This is a genomic window from Corynebacterium sp. NML180780, assembly GCF_007786415.1.
In the GTDB taxonomy this organism is placed as follows: Bacteria; Actinomycetota; Actinomycetes; order Mycobacteriales; family Mycobacteriaceae; genus Corynebacterium; species Corynebacterium gottingense.
In genome coordinates this window covers 57028-74417 of the sequence record NZ_VNKN01000011.1, presented here as the reverse complement: position 1 = coordinate 74417, position 17390 = coordinate 57028, and the positions used below count along the sequence as shown (strand labels likewise).

General features: G+C 63.8%; 14 protein-coding genes and 1 CRISPR repeat array (1 of these 15 running past the window's edge). Of the genes, 5 read left to right on the top strand and 9 right to left on the bottom strand.

Annotated features, from left to right (window positions below; all coding sequences use genetic code 11):
• Positions 1–224 precede the first annotated feature (224 nt).
• From FPP74_RS09020 to FPP74_RS09000, 5 genes are all read right to left on the bottom strand, one after another.
• Positions 225–1316: a DUF3322 domain-containing protein gene (locus FPP74_RS09020; RefSeq protein ID WP_144718102.1), complete on the bottom strand. Its 1092-nt coding sequence runs from the start codon at positions 1314–1316 to the stop codon at positions 225–227.
• Positions 1303–4638 carry an ATP-binding protein gene (locus FPP74_RS09015; RefSeq protein ID WP_144718100.1) on the bottom strand — a complete coding sequence of 1112 codons (3336 nt, stop codon included), beginning with the start codon at positions 4636–4638 and terminating at the stop codon, positions 1303–1305. Before FPP74_RS09015 ends, FPP74_RS09020 begins: the two co-directional genes overlap by 14 nt.
• On the bottom strand, positions 4635–5222 hold the full coding sequence (locus FPP74_RS09010) for a DUF4194 domain-containing protein (RefSeq protein ID WP_144718098.1): 588 nt from the start codon (positions 5220–5222) through the stop codon (positions 4635–4637). The genes FPP74_RS09015 and FPP74_RS09010 overlap by 4 nt, the downstream gene beginning before the upstream one ends.
• On the bottom strand, positions 5223–6695 hold the full coding sequence (locus FPP74_RS09005) for a DUF3375 domain-containing protein (RefSeq protein WP_144718096.1): 1473 nt from the start codon (positions 6693–6695) through the stop codon (positions 5223–5225).
• Between the two features lie 221 nt (positions 6696–6916).
• The gene (locus tag FPP74_RS09000) at positions 6917–7759 is read right to left on the bottom strand and encodes a DUF4352 domain-containing protein (RefSeq protein ID WP_144718094.1); all 843 of its coding nucleotides are present in this window, start codon (positions 7757–7759) and stop codon (positions 6917–6919) included.
• Positions 7760–7929: 170 nt separating this feature from the next.
• Here FPP74_RS09000 and FPP74_RS08995 point away from each other — a divergent pair, with 170 nt between their 5' ends.
• The 5 genes from FPP74_RS08995 (at position 7930) to FPP74_RS08975 (ending at position 12046) form a co-directional block, all read left to right on the top strand.
• Positions 7930–8868, top strand: coding sequence for an ABC transporter ATP-binding protein (locus FPP74_RS08995; protein ID WP_144718092.1), 939 nt, complete (start codon positions 7930–7932; stop codon positions 8866–8868).
• 3 nt (positions 8869–8871) lie between these two features.
• Entirely contained in the window at positions 8872–9657 is a 786-nt protein-coding gene (locus tag FPP74_RS08990; RefSeq protein WP_144718090.1) for an ABC transporter permease, read from the top strand.
• A 5-nt stretch (positions 9658–9662) separates the two neighbouring features.
• Complete coding sequence (locus FPP74_RS08985) at positions 9663–10739, top strand: sensor histidine kinase (protein WP_370511800.1); 1077 nt, start codon at positions 9663–9665, stop codon at positions 10737–10739.
• Positions 10736–11335, top strand: coding sequence for a response regulator transcription factor (locus FPP74_RS08980; RefSeq protein ID WP_144718086.1), 600 nt, complete (start codon positions 10736–10738; stop codon positions 11333–11335). The genes FPP74_RS08985 and FPP74_RS08980 overlap by 4 nt, the downstream gene beginning before the upstream one ends.
• 303 nt (positions 11336–11638) lie before the next feature.
• A complete protein-coding gene (locus FPP74_RS08975; RefSeq protein ID WP_144718084.1) occupies positions 11639–12046 on the top strand; it encodes a cupin domain-containing protein in 408 nt (135 codons plus the stop codon).
• Between the two features lies 1 nt (position 12047).
• On the opposite strand, the gene FPP74_RS08970 is transcribed toward FPP74_RS08975, so the two are convergent.
• The 4 genes from FPP74_RS08970 to FPP74_RS08950 all read right to left on the bottom strand — a co-directional run bounded on the left by FPP74_RS08970 (position 12048) and on the right by FPP74_RS08950 (position 14241).
• Positions 12048–12479, bottom strand: a complete 432-nt coding sequence (locus FPP74_RS08970; RefSeq protein ID WP_144718083.1) for a DUF488 family protein — start codon at positions 12477–12479, stop codon at positions 12048–12050.
• Entirely contained in the window at positions 12479–13267 is a 789-nt protein-coding gene (locus FPP74_RS08965; protein WP_144718081.1) for an NADPH-dependent oxidoreductase, read from the bottom strand. Before FPP74_RS08965 ends, FPP74_RS08970 begins: the two co-directional genes overlap by 1 nt.
• Positions 13268–13350: 83 nt before the next feature.
• Complete coding sequence (locus FPP74_RS08960; RefSeq protein WP_144718078.1) at positions 13351–13752, bottom strand: hypothetical protein; 402 nt, start codon at positions 13750–13752, stop codon at positions 13351–13353.
• 123 nt (positions 13753–13875) lie between these two features.
• Positions 13876–14241 carry a nitroreductase family protein gene (locus FPP74_RS08950; protein WP_370511799.1) on the bottom strand — a complete coding sequence of 122 codons (366 nt, stop codon included), beginning with the start codon at positions 14239–14241 and terminating at the stop codon, positions 13876–13878.
• Between the two features lie 187 nt (positions 14242–14428).
• Positions 14429–17390: a CRISPR direct-repeat array (repeat unit 36 nt; unit sequence CCCTCAATGAAAGGCCGTCCCGTAAAGGACGGCGAC); it runs 557 nt beyond the window's last position.

Genomic DNA, 17390 nt, shown 5'->3' with positions numbered 1-17390 from the left:
CGTGTTTGATGTGGTGCCTTCGTCACGATAATGATTCGGGATGCCAGCGCAAACGGAGCTAGCTCCATTTGCGCCGACTTCGGCAGTAAAACCCCAGTTCGCGCGAAGCTGGAAACCCCAAATGGAGCTAGCTCTGTTTAGCCCCCGCCTGTTATGTCCATAGAGTTTTTGGACAAGGAGTCCAATGACTTTTTGGACAAAACGCAGCTAGCTCGCCCGCTTCCTTACACACCCCGCAGTCGCTCCACCGCGTAGTCGAACACGATGCGTTCCTGCTCGATGCGCAGGCACCCGGTGGAGGAGTGGCTGCGCAGGTAGTCCAGGGCGTCGGCTTCGGCGGCGGTAAGTCGCGCCGGCGTAAAGCGGCTAGGACTCGGCTCTTCAACGGCGAGCGCGTCGTGGTCGCGCGCGGTATCCAGATCCATGAGCACGGACCGTGTATGCGGTAGGTGCGCGCGCACCAGGTCCAGGATGTAGAAGCCGTAGGAGTCCAAGTCTCCCCAGTACAACACCTCTTTTGAAGCAAGCCAAGGCAGCTGCTTCGCCAGCACTTGCGCCAGCAGGCCGCCACCGAAGATCGCGACGGTGTCCGGCAGCTCCGGCAGCGCAAGGAACGTCTGGTGGTTTTCCACGAACAACACGCGGCCCCCGGGCAGTGCCTTCAGCTCGGAAAGAGGGCAGGACCAGTGCCGCACCCCGCAGAACGCCACGCTTGCGTCAAGGCAACGCAGCTCCATCAGGACCGGCTTGTCGCGAAACGTCAACTCGCCGACTACGGCAGTCAGTACTGCGCGGTGGGCCTCCACCCACTTAGAATCCACGCCGAAGATCGGGAGTTCACGGACGTAGTAGTCAGACGCGTCGTGGGTGCGCAGCCACCGCACCACGCTGACAAAACGGGCGACGGTGGCATCATCCCACGCCTCCCACGCAGCGAGCTTGCTTATCAAGGGGCTACGGACGTCGTCGCCAAGCGAGGCGCACAGTCCGTCGAGCAGCGAGTTGATGCGCAGCCAATGCTCAGCGCGGCCGGCGACCCGCGCGGCGGTGTCCGGGCTGTCCAGCACTACGCGCGCCGGGAGTGCGTAGGTGCCCAGGTAGCCGAGCTTCTTCTCCTCCCACTCCGCGGTGATGCGGCTGCACTTCCATTCCTGGATCCAGGCCTGCACCGCGCGGCCGCTATCAAGCTCGGCAGCACGGCCCGTCGGTGGCTGCAGGTTCACCGTGAGCGGCGAGAAATCGCCGGCAAGCCAGGCCCGGTGGTTGCGGGCATAAAACGTGGCAGCGCGTGTGCGTACCTGGTCACAGGTCTTCATCGAGGGCCTCCTCGATGGTGAGTGTGCTGGTCTGCGAGTGCTTGCGGTCCGGGCACTCCACCATCAGCACGCCGCCGATGTAGTCCTGCACCGTCTGCAAAAGCTTCTCGGGCGTGGCGAGGATCATGTGGAATCCGAACTTGCGGAATGCTCCCATGGCCGCGCGCGTGAACTCGGCGTCGGCGCGGTCGAAGGCTTCATCCAGCACGATGGTGCCAAAGCGGGGGTACATCGCATCCTCAACCTCGACCACGGATTTGTTCGCTTGCGACGGGTTCGCGCCCATCCCCGTGAGCCGGTAGCGCAGCGCGGCGGCGAGGCAGAAGGAGGAGAGCTTCTGGGCCTGGCCGCCGGAGAGTCCTTCGGCAGAGTCGTATACCGCGCCGCGGACGCCGTCGGTGCCGTACTCCACGCCCAGGAACTTCACGTGCTGACGCGTGTCCAGGCGCAGCTTCTGTTCGCGGGCGCTCGTGGTGTCGGAGATCGTGACCGCCTCGATCACCTCGCGGATTGTGTGGAAGCGGCGCTCGCTGTCCTCTAGATCGGCCTCGTTGATCATGCCGTCGAGCGTGGCGTCGATAAGCTCGATGAACTTGCGGGCGATCTGCGGCTGCGCCTCGCGGACCTCAATTTGCAGGTGCGTGTCGGGGTAGAACTCGACCTGTGCCAGGGAATCGTTGATGGTTTGGATGGACTTGCGCGTATTGCTCGCGGCCTCGCGGATGAGGCGGCGGAGGCGGCCGAAGTGCGTGCGCGTCTGCTCCTGGAGGAGGTCCTTGAATTCCTGCTCAAAGCTCGGCAGGTTCTCGGTTTCGAGGCGGTCCAACTCGGACAGGAACGTCTGCTGGTAGCTCTTGTCCGCCTGCAGGTCGCCCTTGCGGCTCTCCCACTTGTGCAGGTAGCGGTGCATTGCGTCGAGCATCCGGCTCTCGCACTTGAGGTCGCGGCGGTTGAGTTCGTCGAGCTCGGCGGTGATGGCCTTGCGCAGCTGCTCGTGCACGCGGTCGATATTCTTCTCGTCGATGGTGCCGGCACGCTTGGACAGCCTGCCGTGGACCTCCTCCGGTGGGGCTCCGCGCTCGAGGCGCGCCTGAGCCTCGGCAAGCGCCTGTTCCGCCTGCTCGAGCTTTTGGCGCAGCCCGCCGCGCTGTTCAATCAGCCCGTTGAGGTGGCCTTGGGCCTGGCCCAGTCGCTTCTCGCGGACTTTGAATTGCTTCTTCAATTCGGCGACCTCCGCGTTGCCGTCGGTGAGCCGGTCCACCAGCTCCTGCGACTCTGCGAGCAGGCGGGCCGCGGTCGCGGTGTCGATCTCGCTGAAATCTGTTGTCTCTTGGAGACGCTCCACCGTGGAAATCTGGTCGCGGGCCGTCTTCATACGGCGCTTTGCGGTATCGCGCGCCTGCTCCGCCTGCGCTAGCTCCTTGCCCACGCGTTGCAGCTCTACGTGCAGTGCGTCGATCTTGTCGTCCAGGTTGCCCCACAACACCCACGTGCTCGTGTCGTCGATGCGCCGGCGGTCGTCCTTCACGTGGTCCGCTTCGCTGTGCTTGACCTGGCCATTGCGGGTTACCGCGCGACGGGCGCGCCGGAACTCATCCAGGGACTCGCAGCACTGGTGGTCGAACCGGCGGGCGAGCTGCGACTGCACCCAGTTGTAAAAGCGCCCGTCGGCCACGTCGATCTTCGTGCCGAGCGTGCCGTGTTGAAAGCTCCGGGGCGCCGCGAACTCCTGCTCCGGTGTGATGCGGGTGTACTGCAGCTTTGCGCCAAGGTGCGTGGCATCAATAGCTGTCGAGACTGCGCGGTAGTGCTCTTCGGGTACCAAGAGTGTGCGGGCGAACCCGCCCATGACGCGCTCGGCCGCGCCCTGCCAGGCGCCTTCGCCTTGACTGACAGAGATGAGGTCGGCCACAAACGGCAGGTCTTTCTCGCGGATGCCGGCCGCGTCGGCGATTATGGCGCGAGCTCGCAGCAGCCGAGAATCCATCGCTGAACTGTACTTGTGCAGCGTTTGCAGCTCGGTCTTGAAGGCTGTCTGGGTCTCCTGCAGCTTGCCCACGAGCTGGATCGCGGTGGTAGCTTTGGCGTCTTCTGCGTCGTGCTGCGCGCACAGGTTGTGCAGGTCCTTTCCCAGCTGGTGTGAAATGCGCGCAAATTCCTCCGCTGAGCCAGGTGGCGTGAGTTGGAGCACCTGCAGCCGGGAGGCGAAGGCTTCCGCGGCCTTGTTGACCTGGTCGAGGCGTGTGCGGCGGCTGTCGCGGGTCATTTCGGCCTTCGCCAGGCCGGTGTCCTGTTTGCCGTCGATAAGCTGGCGCAGCTCCTCGCGCTCGCTGCGAAGCGTTTCTACTTCAGCCTCGCCGGCCGTGATCGCGCCGCCCAGCGCTTCGAGGTCGTTGCGGTGCCGCTCGCAGGCGCGCTCGGCGAATTGCGCCTTCCAGCCGAAGACGAAGGGGTCGAGCCACGCCTGTTCCTCGGCCACAACCGCGGTGGCACGGGCGATCTCCTCGCGAGCATGCGCGGCTTCGCGGACGGGAACGAGGTGCTCGATCTGCTCACGCGCGTTTACCACTGCGGTGTAGGCGCCGTGCAGCGCGGTGAAGTTCTCGGCCGCCTGTTTGGCCACGGCAAACGTGTCGGGCTCCGGAAGCATGAAGGTGCGCATGAGGTGGTTGAGATCCCCCAGCGTCTTCGCTGATTGCGTGCGGTGCAGGAGCTCGAGCGCGCCACTGTCGGCGATGCCCAGCGCTCGCTGCAGCGCGGCGATGAACTGCGGGTGCTTGCGCCCCACGTTCAGCGCATCGCCGTAGTCCTGCTTCGCCTGCGTGATCGGCAGGTTCTTCACCGCAAGCGTTTCAAACTCCGTGAGATCCGCATCGCGCGGCAGTAGCAGATACAGGTCCGTGATGTCCTGGTCAGCGTGCGCGTTGGCGGCGAGGAACATGAGCCTGCAGGCGGTGATCGTCTCGCCCGTGCCGTTTTCGTAGCGAAGGAGCACGCCGCTCCAGGTGGCGCCGTTGCGGAGGTACGAGCGGGTGAGCTCATCCAAGTCCTCGGAGTGTTCGCGGCGCCACGCTCCGCGGCAGTACGTGATCATGGTGCGCCCGGAGCGCTTTTGGTTGTCCGCAGCGGCGTTGAACGAGCGCTTGCTCGGCGGGACCAGGATGGCGGAGATGGCGTCGATGAGCGTGGACTTGCCGGAGCCGGAGGGGCCGGTGATGAGGTAGCCTTCGCGGGCAATGTCGACGCTGTGCAGGCCGTTGAAGGTGCCCCAGTTGTAGACCTGGACACGGGAGAGGCGGAATTGGCCGGGGATGGTGGTCATGGCTGCTGCTCCAGAAGGGTGCGGAAGGATTCGGTGATTGCGGCGATTTCCTCGCCGGAGAAGATGATGCGCAGGACGGGGGAGACTTCGTATCGGCCTTCGGTTGGGGTGTCGATGACGATGGAGTTCCGCTTCATCTTGTTCCACGACGCCGTAAACTGCTTGCGTGGATTCGACTTATCGGTTGTGGATTTCCCCTGGTAGGGCATAGTGGCCTCGAAGACCTCGTCTTCGTTGACAATCGTGCGCTCGGTGGGGCTGGTGGAGACGAGCTCGCGCCGCAGGTGCAGAATTATGACCGTATCCATGAAGGTCAGCGAGGTCTTGCGCAGCATCGCGCGCTTGTCGGGGACGTCCACCTCCCACGCTTTGGTGTAGGCCACGCCCGCGTCATCGTCCACGATGAGCGTGAGGAAGAGGTTGTCCAGCTGCTGCGCGAGCACTTCGCGAGACCCGGACACGGTCTGAAACACCTCCGGCGTCTTGATGCTGGACACGTACGGGCCGCGGATGAGCTCCGCGAGCGCCCTGCGCTGCGGGCCGGTGAGCGTACCGGTGTCGCCGTCGTAGAGTGTGTTGTGCATTTATGGCCGTCCAATCGTTGTGTCGAATTCAAACCGTTCGTATCGCGCGCGCAGCCTCGTGCCGTCCGCGCGCGTCCAGTGCAGCAGCTCGGTGCCGTCCCTTCGCTCGCCGTGCCTGCGCGCAAGTTTGATCAGCCCCACCACGCTCGCAAGCCCCTGGGTCGCAGGGTGCGCGGAGAGCACATCGCTTATCGACGCCCTGCCATCCCGCTCCACCACGTCGTTCACCGCCCCGCGCAGCTCCTCCCAGTCGATCTCGTTCTCCCGGATGCGCTGGCGCATCGCCTCCATATCGATCGACCCCTGCTCATTGATCTCCATGCCGCGGTCGATCTTGTACTCCATCGGGTCGTGCAGCTTCCAGCTGGACAGTGACGTCGGCTGCATCGTTGTTAACTCCAACTCAACACCGACCGGGCTGTGGGTGCCGATGCCCTCCTGCGCGAGCTGCAGCGCCATCTGCTGCGCGGCGTTGATCGACTTGATCAGTGCCTGCTGGGACTCGGCTTCACGGGATTGCACAAAGCGTCGTAAAGAGCGCGAAAGGTTGGTCATGGAATCGTGGACTTGGCCCGACGACACGTCCAGCGTGTCCACGAATTGGCCCAGCTCAGCGCGCTCCATCGGCGAGAGCTTGCGCACGAAGTCGCGCGACAGGACGGTACTCACGGTGGCGTCGAGCTGCTTCGACTGCTCCGGATCCAAGAAGACCTCGTAGAAGCCGCTAAACGCTTTGCCAGCCTCGGACTGCGTGATGAGGTCCACGCCACGGAACACGTTTTCCAGCACGTCGCGCGCGTGAAGCTTCTCCTCGACGATGGACTCACGAAGCGCCCGGTCCACGTCCTCGATCTCCTCGCGCACCCGCGAAAAATCGGTGGGAAGGTCGCTGACCAGCGACAGGATCTCTCGCGCCTTCTCCACCGCTTCCTCGTCCGAGATGGAGACAACGCCGTTCATACGAACCTGGTCGATCCGGTGTTGGATCGCATCGCGCTGCGCCTCCAACCTGCGGATCGCGTTCGCCTCGTCTTCGTCGGTTTCGGCGGCGAGGTCGCGCAAGCCAGTAATGAGGGTGCTCAGCCGCGACTTTGTCACCGACCGCTGCGGATTGGTGAGCTGCTGCACGTAATCGATCGCCACGTGGGCGTCGGTGGACAACTCGTACAGTTCCTCGCGGGTGCCCTGCGGGCTGCGGCGCACCAAGTACCCATCCTTGACCCAGTCATTGATGTAGGCGACACCGGTCTTCGGCAGCTCCATGTCGGTCTGCTCCCGGATGTCCACCAGCATGGCGTCGACGGCGAGCGCGAAATCGGAGCCGGCGACCTGGCGATTATCCCCTTCAAACACCGACCGCAGGATGGCTAGGACGGCGGGGGCATTCTTCGCGCGAAGTATCACCCAGGCCGGGTTCGAGGTGGATAGCCTGAGCTGCTCAAGCGTCGTGGCAACCACTGAGATGCTGTTCATGCCTTCAACTTAGCAACGGCACCGGACATGACCTGCGGTTTTCTCGAACGGGTGGGCGGTTGGCCTCGATGGAGCTAGCTCCATCTACAACAGCGCCGCCCGGAAAACCCCAGGTCGCGGTCCGGCTGTTCGGCCAAATGGAGCTAGCTCCGTTTGCACCAGCGCCGCCCCTGTCGCCTGGCCTGGTGAAACGCCCGCGAAGCGCCAGCCAAGCCAGCCAGCTACCCGCCCATCCCAGACTTCCACGCTGCGAGCGTCGTGTGCAGCGGGCGCGGCGCGAAGTTCACCGTGTACGCCCCCGGCTCCGCCTCCGCCTTGAAGCACAGCACCCCGCTGTTGGTTTGCCCGTGCTCAAACGTCAGGTTCAAGTGGTTGAAACCGGGCGCGTAGCTGGGCTCCACGGTCTTCCCGCTCGGCATCGTGAGCATGAAGTCGCTCTTGGAAATCCACTGCTCGTCGTTGGTCATGTTGAGGATCGACACGTCGTTGCAAAGGAAGCTGTCCTCGCCGTATTTCCCCATGTCGCGCACTGGCCCGACGCCGATGCGCAGGCCCCCGACGTTCGCCACCTCGCCGGCCTCGAGTGGCGTGAGCTCGAAGGCGCTTTTCGACGGAGCCTCCATCCCCCTCGGACTCACCGGAACCGGATCCTGCACCCCGGATCTTGGGTCGTAATCGTCCGGGCGGTACATGGCGGGCTCCTCGCCCGCCTCCTTGGCTTGTGAAATCCGCTCATCCACCGCCCCGAAATTCGGGAACTCAGCCTCTGCCGTCGGCGACTGTTCCCGACCCTCCGTAGTCTCCGCCCCGCTGGGGCCATTGGTCATCGAGGTGTAGATCAACCCGATCGCCCCGGCCACCGCCAGCGCCAGCACGATGACGACCCACCAGTTCTTGAACTCAAACAGCGTTCTTTCCTCCGGGTCGGAAGGGACGTCGTCGCGCCAGTGCTGCCCCGACCCGAACTCGCCCGGCCCAAACACACCGGACCCGCCGGCCCCAGGCTCGTTCGAACTCGGCTGGTACGAGAAGTTCTTGTACGGATTCGGGTTCTTGCTGCTCATGTGCTGGTCCTTTCGGGAGGGCCGGCGAGGCCGCGCCGGGCGCGGCAACGCTTCGAACACCCCTTACGATACCGGCCGGCGCGCCCCCGCACGCGCCCATGACAATTGTCATGCCCACCTCATGACAAAAACCAGTGCGCGCCGAGTCGCCCATACATAGGCTGCGAATCATGTCCACCGCAGCAGTCGCTTCCAGCTCCCGCCCCGTCGCCATCCACGTCGCGGACGTGACGAAGACGTTCACTCCGCGTGGCAAGCATCCGGTCCACGCGCTGCGTGGCGTTTCCTTCGACATCCGTGTCGGCGAGATCGTCGCTCTGCTAGGGACGAACGGCGCGGGCAAGTCCACGCTCATCGACATCATCCTGGGGCTCACCACGGCCACGTCGGGCCAGGTGAGCGTCCTTGGCGGCACGCCCAAGCAGGCTACGGGGAACGCGCGCATCGGCGCAGTGATGCAAACGGGAGGCCTGCTCACGGACATCACCGTCAAGGACACGCTCAACCTGGTCGCCGCAGCGTTCCCCACGCACCGGCCGCTGGATAGCGTCGTCGAGCGGGCGAATCTGGAACCGATTCTGAGGCGTCGCGTCGGCAAGTGCTCTGGCGGCGAGCGCCAGCGACTCCGGTTCGCGCTCGCCTTGCTGGGCGACCCGGACATCATCATCCTGGACGAGCCCACCGCCGGGATGGACACCGGCGCGCGCCACGCATTTTGGGACGCGATGCGACTCGAGGCCGCCGCTGGACGCACCATCATTTTCGCCACCCACTACCTCGAAGAAGCCGACCAGTTCAGCGAGCGCGTCATCCTCCTCGACCAGGGCCAAGTGCTTATCGACGCCCCCTCGCACACCCTCGTGGCCACCTCCCCCACCCGCCTGCTCACCGCCGAGTTCCCCGCGGGCATCCCCGACGACCTCCACCTACCGGCCGACGCGGAGCTGGAGCGCGAAGGCAACATCCTGCGCGTGCGCACCGCCGACGCCGACTCGCTCGCTCGCGCCCTGCTTACCTGCACCGACGCCTGCAATCTCACCATCGCCGCCCACACCCTCGAGGACACGTTCCTCGAGCTCACGCGCAAGAACGCCAACCACACGGAGTGACCCATGACCACCACGCACACCCCGACGTTGTCCAACACCCTGTCCTACATCGGCCACGACCTGCTTCGCCTGCGCCGAGAGCTCACCGTCCTGGTATTCAGCGTAGTTCTACCCATCTTCTTCTATCTCTTGTTCGGCGCGATGGACGATTACGCCGACGAGCCGGTCAACGGCGGAAACATCTCCGCCCTGGTCATGCTGGGGATGGCGGTCTACGCGGGCGTGACCGGCGCGGTCGGCGCCGCGGGGTCCACGATCACCGAGGCGGAGAGTGGCTGGTCCCGGCAGCTGGCGCTCACCCCGCTGCGCCCGTGGCAGCTCACGCTGTCCAACATGTGCAACGTGGCGTTGCGCGCCGTCTTGCCCATCGCCTCCGTCTTTATCGTCGGGGCGCTGACCAGGGCGGAGATGCAGCCGCACCTGTGGCTCCTCGCGTTCATCACCTGCGTACTGGTGTGCATCCCCTTCGGGTTCTATGGGATGGCCTGCGCGATGGCGGTGCCGGGGAGTAATACGGTGGCGATAGCGTCAACGTCGATAGTCTTGCTCAGTTTTGCCGGCAACCTGTTCATTCCGCTGAAGGAGCCACTGCTGGAAATTGGCCGCTTCACCCCGATGTATGGCGCGGCGTCACTGGCGCGTTGGCCTGTCTCGCGCGGCACGCAGCAGCTGGCCAGCGGTACAACCACCGACCCAATGTGGTGGGCCTGGGCTAACATCGCGGTATGGACAACGGTGTTCGTCACCGCGGTGTTGCTCCTCCGGCGCCGCGACAAGAACCGGAAGTAGCCGGGGTGTTGTCTGCGCCGTTGCGTGGCTTCAACACCAGCAACACCCTGTTTGCTGGCGTGTGGCTGGTGTTCCTCGCGCCCGCCATCATCGCCGTGACCGCGGATCATGCGCACGCGCCAGGGTTCCTCTCGGCAGAGGCCGGCGTCGTCCTCATCTTCTGTGTCGCCTACCTGTTCAGTTTCGGCTCCGCCTCCTACTTCCCGCGCGGCTGGTCTAGCCGCAGTCGCGTGGCTGCGCGCTGGGCTCTCCTGGTGCTTGTTGCGCTGGCGTCGATCCCCGTGTTCGGCGTGCAGGCAGTGATCTTCGTGCCGTACTTGGGCGCCCTACTGGCGTATCTCGCGCCCGTCCGCGCCGCGCTGCCCGCGATCCTGGCCACCGGTACCATCGTCCTCGCGGTGGTGTGGCGTACTTCGCCTGCCGACGCCCCCGATACCGCCATCATCGCATTCGGACTACCACTCCTGGTGCTGGTCCTCGGCGTGCTCACGCACCGCAAGGAAGCCACCACCGAGCTCGAGCGTGACCTGGACCTGGCTCGCCAGCGCGAGGACATCGCTACCGACGTCCACGATCTCCTCGGTCACACACTCACCGTGATCAACCTGAAATCGGAGGTGGCTCGCCGGGCCGTCGATAATGACCCCGAACAGGCAAAACACGAACTCGCGGAGATTGCGCAGCTGTCCCGCCAATCCCTCGCTGAGGTCCGCGCTACCGTCACCCGCATGCGCACGCCCACCCTCGCCGGCGAGCTGGAGGCTGCGCGCCGGGCGCTGTCCACTAGCGGGATAGCCGCCCACCTGCCCGAGTGCGCGCCCACGAACCACGACGCCCTCTTCTCCTGGGCGCTGCGCGAGCTGACCACGAACGTGATCCGCCACTCTGGAGCCCGCAACTGCTGGGTCACGCTGACCCCCGATACGCTCACGGTTGCCGACGACGGCGCCGGCTTCACTTCCACCACCGCCGACCACGCCGGCGGTCTGGCCGGCCTGCAATCCCGCGTCACCGAAGGCGCGCTCCTCATCACCCGCGAGCCGGGGCGCACTACAGTCACCCTGTCGATGGGCCGCCCATGATCCGCGTCCTCATCGCCGAAGACCAGGCGCTCGTCCGCGGCGCACTCGTCGCGCTCCTCGGCGCCGAACCGGACATCGAGGTCGTCTCCCAATGCGCCACCGGCACCGAAGTCGCGGGGTTGCTAGAACAATCGCCTATCGACGTCGCACTCCTGGACATCGAACTCCCCGGCCGCAACGGCCTCGACGTCGCCGCTGACCTCGCCAGTCACCCCTGTCGCACGCTCATCGTCACCACCTTCGGCCGCCCCGGCTACGTGAAGCGGGCCTTGGACGCGGGCGTTGACGGGTTCGTGGTGAAGGACACCCCGCCTGAGGAACTGGCCTGCGCCATCCGCCGCGTCCACGCCGGCTACCGAGTCATCGACCCCCAACTCGCCAGCGAAAGCCTCTTCGCGCCGAACAATCCACTCACAGACCGCGAACAAGACGTCACCCGCCTCCTGCTCCGAGGCCTCGGTGCCTCCGACGTCGCCGCCACGCTGCACCTTTCCTCCGGCACGGTGCGCAACCACGTGTCCAGCATCATTGCTAAGACGGGTGCCGGAAACCGTTTCGAGGCGGCCCGGCTTGCTGAGGACAACGGCTGGGTGTGACGTCTCGCCGGCAGCCGGGGCCGCCGCCCAAACGGCGCTAGCTCCATTTGGCGACAACGCACCTGCAAAACCCCAGGTCGCCGCTCGGCCGCTGATCCAAACGGCGCTAGCTCCATTTGAGTGATGCGCACCTGTAAAAACCCAGGTCGCGACCCGGCCGCCGCCCCAAACGGCGCTAGCTCTATTGGCGGCCAGCCACAGCCAGCCCCACCACCCACGCACCCCCAGATATTCCACGCCCCGCCCCGGTAAAATTGCCCACAACAACCAGAGCAACCCCCAGAAACCACCCCAGGAGCAGCGATGAACCAGGATCTCCCCGTCAATCGCCCGGAAGTGTTCGGCGACGCCGACTCCACCGACGACGCCGACCGCGCAACGCGCATCGATACCGTGAACGCCGTGGAACCGAAGCCGGGCGGCGCGCGCCCCGCGGTCAAGCGCATGTTGCAGGGCGACGGCGCGAACCTCATCGTGTTCAACTTCTGCCCTGGGCAGGCGCTTCCGGACCACAAGGCGGCGCACCCGATCACGGTGCAGTGCGTCAGCGGATCGCTCGAGTTCGAGTGCGGCGGCGACCGCTTTCCGCTGCAGCCGGGCGAGGTCGTTCACCTGCGCGCATACGTGCCGCACGCGGTGTATTGCCCGGATGACGCCCCGGAGGAGGGCAACGTGCTCCTGCTCAGCATGCTCACCGGAGAACGCCACTAAATTACAGGTGCACGACCTCCACGTCGTCCCACGCCTCCGCGAGGTACTCGGCGGCGACGAGCCGGTGGCAGGTGCTGGGGTCGGCTTCGGAGCAGAGGAGTACGGCGTCGCTGAAAAGCGAGCGATCGAGCGACGAGACCTCGCCGTCGTCGTACTCCGCGCGGAGCTTGCGCGCGAACTCGTCGAACTCGATCTCATCATGCCGGTAGGCGTGCATGAGGTCGGCGCTGGGCGCGAGCGACACCTCGTGCGTGTACGGCATATCCAGGATGACCTTCAGGAAGTAGCGCAGGTCGTCCTTCTTAGTAAAGCCGGCGAGTTGGTTCGTGTTGGAGCGGCGGATGTCCACCACGCGCCGCGCGCCGGACTCGCGGAGGATGTCAAAGAACTCCTCCGCGCTCTTGTGGGAAAATCCAAGTGTGTACAGGCGCATTAGATGATGAATCCTTGCCAGCGGGCGGCCTGCAACGATTCGTCGAGAAGCTCGCGCTTGGGCGTGAGCTGCTTGACCACCTGGTTGATGTAGCTGTCCACGCGCTGGTTGGCGTTGCGGAGGTCGTAGTACGTGGTCATCTCCTGGTCATAGTCCGCGAGCGCCTCGGACCAGCTCGTGCGGTGCTGGTAGCCGTTCTCCATGACGCGGAACTCCGGCGCCATGCGCGGCTTGAGCTGCGGGTTTTGCCCCGGCCAGCCGAGCGTGAGGCCGACGACGGGGAACGTGTAACGCGGCAGCTTCAGCGTCTCGATCACCGCGGCCGTGTCGTTGTGGATATTGCCCAGGAAGTTCGCGCCGAGCCCGAGCGATTCGGCGGCGTTGACCACGTTTTGCGCCATGAGGCACGCGTCGGTAAACCCCTCCACGAACACCTTCGTCTTGCCCGCGCCGGTCGGGTCGTAGCCCTGTTCGCGCAGGATGGCGGCGTTGCGCGCGGAATCCACGATGAACAGCAGGTACACCGGCGCGCGCTTCACGTACTCCTGATTCCCGATCTCCGCGAGCCGCTCCCGCAACGCCGGATCCGTCACCCGAATAATGCTCGCGTGCTGCATCCCACGCGAGCTCGCCGTGCGCATGGCCACGCGGTACAGCGTCTCCAGCGTCTCGTCGCTCACGGGCTGGTCGGTGAATTCGCGGATCGTGCGGTGCGTCAGCTGCGCGCGCACCGCCGGCGGCGCGTCAAGAGAGAGGTCTTCGGGCTTAGGCGCGAGTGCATCAGTCATGCAGCCCACGCTACCGCAGGGCCAATCGCTTATCGACGCCCCGTTGTCCCCACCTCACGCTTTTTAGAGCAAGACGGATCTTCTCAGCCTCCAGGCTCTTGGGCCCACTTGTGCAGACGTTCGTTAGAAGCAAGAGCAAAATAAAGGATGATTGGGTAAATTAAGGATGCAATGGAGATGCCATCGTTAAAGTACCCAATAACGCTAGGTATGTGGGCCACGAACAATATCGGAAAAGAGTTGTTCATGAATTTTTTCGGAGTTCTCCGATTGTATTTTGGAACAAAGTAAATCAATGCCCCAAAAACCAGTGCATCGGTGAGGATGCCGAGTGCATAGCCAACGCTTGATTCTGCGTTAACTATGCATGAATAGGACAAACCTAGAGCAGGTATTGACAGTGCCAGGAGCCATATAAGGTTGAGGATTTTCTCTCTACTGGTCATTCCTGCAAAACTCCCTGTTGAAGCGTCTTCTTTACGCACAACCCTCTGTATAGTGCTCAGGGGTTACACCTACTGACGGAGGGGTAACTGATCCTGTGGCACCGACCTTAAGTGCAAGACATTTATCTTGTGCTGTTGCCGCCGTTGCCCAGACTGTAACATTTACCATGTTATTTGCCCACCAAGTACCGAGTACTTCTCCGAACGGTGGGGGTACCAGAACCCAAAATGGGGTGATAGCAGCACCTGCAGCGGAACCCGACCGGCCCACGACCAAATGACCTCCTGATTCCCGATCTCCGCGAGCCGTTCCCGCAGCGCCGGATCCGTCACCCGGATAATGCTCGCGTGCTGCATCCCGCGCGAGCTCGCCGTGCGCATGGCCACGCGGTACAGCGTCTCCAGCGTCTCGTCGCTGACGGGCTGGTCGGTGAACTCGCGGATCGTGCGGTGCGTCAGCTGCGCGCGCACCGCCGGCGGCGCGTCGATGGAGAGGTCTTCGGGCTTAGGCGCGAGTGCATCAGTCATGCAGCCCACGCTACCGCAGGGCCAATCGCTTATCGACGCCCCGTTGTCCTCCAAGAAGCACGACCCTGGAGCTGCGGCGGCAGTCACCAGGATGATTCATGCCACTGCCTTCAATGAGTGGCAGTCCCGTAAAAGACGGTGTTGTCCATACCTCTCATGCGTCGACACCACCACTGGCTATGATCACCCCCAATGAAAGGCCGCCCCCCTAAGGGACGGCGACCGCGCACGGGCGCAGATGGGAGATCGGCTCTCCTTCCTCCCTCAATGAAAGGCCGTCCCGTAAAGGACGGCGACTCCACAGCGCCATACGACTGTTCGGCCTCGGCAGCCCCTCAATGAAAGGCCGTCCCGTAAAGGACGGCGACCTTTGGAGACAGTCATCTCCCACGAACTCGCTTGCACCCCTCAATGAAAGGCCGTCCCGTAAAGGACGGCGACCCCAAGTCGAAAGCGCACGCGTACCCGCCCCTCGCCCTCCCCTCAATGAAAGGCCGTCCCGTAAAGGACGGCGACTTCGATTTGTATTTGCGGGACTACCGCGCGCTAGAGACCCCTCAATGAAAGGCCGTCCCGTAAAGGACGGCGACCGTGCGCCGAGACGGCATAATCGTCGAATACGCCACAACCCTCAATGGAAGGCCGTCCCGTAAAGGACGGCGATGTCACCGTCCTTACCGGGCACAGGACAGGCAGGACGTTTCCCTCAATGAAAGGCCGTCCCGTAAAGGACGGCGACCACGCGCCGAGTAGTCGTTGTCGTTCGCGGCGCATCCCTCAATGAAAGGCCGTCCCGTAAAGGACGGCGACCCGGTGTGGACGGCGTTTAGCGACGGGCTGCAATGGCTCCCTCAATGAAAGGCCGTCCCGTAAAGGACGGCGACCTCTGCGAGCTCCTGGCCACGGTTCAGCTCCTCCTCCCTCAATGAAAGGCCGTCCCGTAAAGGACGGCGACCGGCACACCAGGAAACCGTGCGATCTGCCACGCTGCCCCCTCAATGAAAGGCCGTCCCATAAAGGACGGCGACTCTACGACCAGGCGCATGTACTCGTCTTCGAGCAGCCCTCAATGAAAGGCCGTCCCGTAAAGGACGGCGACACGCTTCCGCAGCTGCTGTCTGGGTTCCCGAACGGGACCCTCAATGAAAGGCCGTCCCGTAAAGGACGGCGACCTTGTGATCATTGAGCGAATCGTAGGTGGCGGCGCGCCCTCAATGAAAGGCCGTCCCGTAAAGGACGGCGACGCCACGTTCGGCCCTGGCGTTCACGACCATCCCTTGGTGCCCTCAATGAAAGGCCGTCCCGTAAAGGACGGCGACGTGCCGTTTTTCAGCCGGAACCGTTCAACGTTGGTCCCTCAATGAAAGGCCGTCCCGTAAAGGACGGCGACACCTCCGCAGACGCGGTGCCACCTTCGTTAATCGGACCCTCAATGAAAGGCCGTCCCGTAAAGGACGGCGACTCACGCTCGGCGGCTTTCACCGCATTATCGCGCTCAACCCCTCAATGAAAGGCCGTCCCGTAAAGGACGGCGACACCAAGCGCATCACCATCGACGCAGAGACGTATGAACCCTCAATGAAAGGCCGTCCCGTAAAGGACGGCGACCCATCTTGCCGCCGAAGCCGTCAGCGCCACGGGCCCCTCAATGAAAGGCCGTCCCGTAAAGGACGGCGACCTCATGCCGCACCTCCGAAAATCGCCCATACGGCGACCCCTCAATGAAAGGCCGTCCCGTAAAGGACGGCGACGCCATCCGGTCTTTGGGAGATGCGAGCGACTGGTGGTCCCTCAATGAAAGGCCGTCCCGTAAAGGACGGCGACTCACACCAGTCCGACCACTCATCGTTGTAGGCGTACCCTCAATGAAAGGCCGTCCCGTAAAGGACGGCGACTCACACCAGTCCGACCACTCATCGTTGTAGGCGTACCCTCAATGAAAGGCCGTCCCGTAAAGGACGGCGACTCCCCAGCCTTAAGCGGGGCCGCGCCGGGCAGGTACCCTCAATGAAAGGCCGTCCCGTAAAGGACGGCGACTGTTCGATGAGTGCTTTGACCTCCCAAATGAGGTCCCTCAATGAAAGGCCGTCCCGTAAAGGACGGCGACTCCCAGACCGACATGACCACCAACCAACCTTTCCTTACCCTCAATGAAAGGCCGTCCCGTAAAGGACGGCGACCGGCATGTCAAGTGTCCTTTCGGTGCGGTGCGGTGACCCTCAATGAAAGGCCGTCCCGTAAAGGACGGCGACTTTTCGTCGGGGTGCTTTGGTGGCTTCTTCATTTTTTCCCTCAATGAAAGGCCGTCCCGTAAAGGACGGCGACCTACGGCGTTCATGACCCCGTCGATGCCGCGGAAGTTCCCTCAATGAAAGGCCGTCCCGTAAAGGACGGCGACAGCTCATCACGCTCGCCGCAGACCTCTCGAGCATCCCTCAATGAAAGGCCGTCCCGTAAAGGACGGCGACGATTGCTTCTTGCTTCGCCTCGCGCACCCATTGGGCCCTCAATGAAAGGCCGTCCCGTAAAGGACGGCGACACAAGCTCTAGGCGTTCACCAATGACCGCTAGGCTATCCCTCAATGAAAGGCCGTCCCGTAAAGAACGGCGACCCGCCGCTTCGAGATTGCCCGGAGCACTTTGTACAACCCTCAATGAAAGGCCGTCCCGTAAAGGACGGCGACGCCCTGCAAAATGTTGATAAGCGTGGACTTCGATTTCCCTCAATGAAAGGCCGTCCCGTAAAGGACGGCGACCCCGTGTCTCGCGATCACGGGGAGCACCTGGCGGCTCGTCCCTCAATGAAAGGCCGTCCCGTAAAGGACGGCGACACCGCTGGCGCGCTCGCTTGGCCAAAGTGCGACACACACCCTCAATGAAAGGCCGTCCCGTAAAGGACGGCGACACCCGCGCCTACATGCGCGCGAAAGCCCCGTGGATCAGACCCTCAATGAAAGGCCGTCCCGTAAAGGACGGCGACGGATAAGACCAAGCTGTACTCGGGGGAAGTTAAATTTCCCTCAATGAAAGGCCGTCCCGTAAAGGACGGCGACACGCGGGAGAAACGCGGATCCATCAGCAGCGCAGACCCTCAATGAAAGGCCGTCCCGTAAAGGACGGCGACACTGACCTGCTCGCCGCTTGGCAGC

Excerpts from the sequence above, each read along its gene's own strand:
- FPP74_RS09020 (WP_144718102.1), bottom strand. The coding sequence starts at position 1,316 with ATGAAGACCTGTGACCAGGTACGCACACGCGCTGCCACGTTTTATGCC.
- FPP74_RS09015 (WP_144718100.1), bottom strand. The coding sequence starts at position 4,638 with ATGACCACCATCCCCGGCCAATTCCGCCTCTCCCGTGTCCAGGTCTAC.
- FPP74_RS09010 (WP_144718098.1), bottom strand. The coding sequence starts at position 5,222 with ATGCACAACACACTCTACGACGGCGACACCGGTACGCTCACCGGCCCG.
- FPP74_RS09005 (WP_144718096.1), bottom strand. The coding sequence starts at position 6,695 with ATGAACAGCATCTCAGTGGTTGCCACGACGCTTGAGCAGCTCAGGCTA.
- FPP74_RS09000 (WP_144718094.1), bottom strand. The coding sequence starts at position 7,759 with ATGAGCAGCAAGAACCCGAATCCGTACAAGAACTTCTCGTACCAGCCG.
- FPP74_RS08995 (WP_144718092.1), top strand. The coding sequence starts at position 7,930 with ATGTCCACCGCAGCAGTCGCTTCCAGCTCCCGCCCCGTCGCCATCCAC.
- FPP74_RS08990 (WP_144718090.1), top strand. The coding sequence starts at position 8,872 with ATGACCACCACGCACACCCCGACGTTGTCCAACACCCTGTCCTACATC.
- FPP74_RS08980 (WP_144718086.1), top strand. The coding sequence starts at position 10,736 with ATGATCCGCGTCCTCATCGCCGAAGACCAGGCGCTCGTCCGCGGCGCA.
- FPP74_RS08975 (WP_144718084.1), top strand. The coding sequence starts at position 11,639 with ATGAACCAGGATCTCCCCGTCAATCGCCCGGAAGTGTTCGGCGACGCC.
- FPP74_RS08970 (WP_144718083.1), bottom strand. The coding sequence starts at position 12,479 with ATGCGCCTGTACACACTTGGATTTTCCCACAAGAGCGCGGAGGAGTTC.
- FPP74_RS08965 (WP_144718081.1), bottom strand. The coding sequence starts at position 13,267 with ATGACTGATGCACTCGCGCCTAAGCCCGAAGACCTCTCTCTTGACGCG.
- FPP74_RS08950 (WP_370511799.1), bottom strand. The coding sequence starts at position 14,241 with ATGACTGATGCACTCGCGCCTAAGCCCGAAGACCTCTCCATCGACGCG.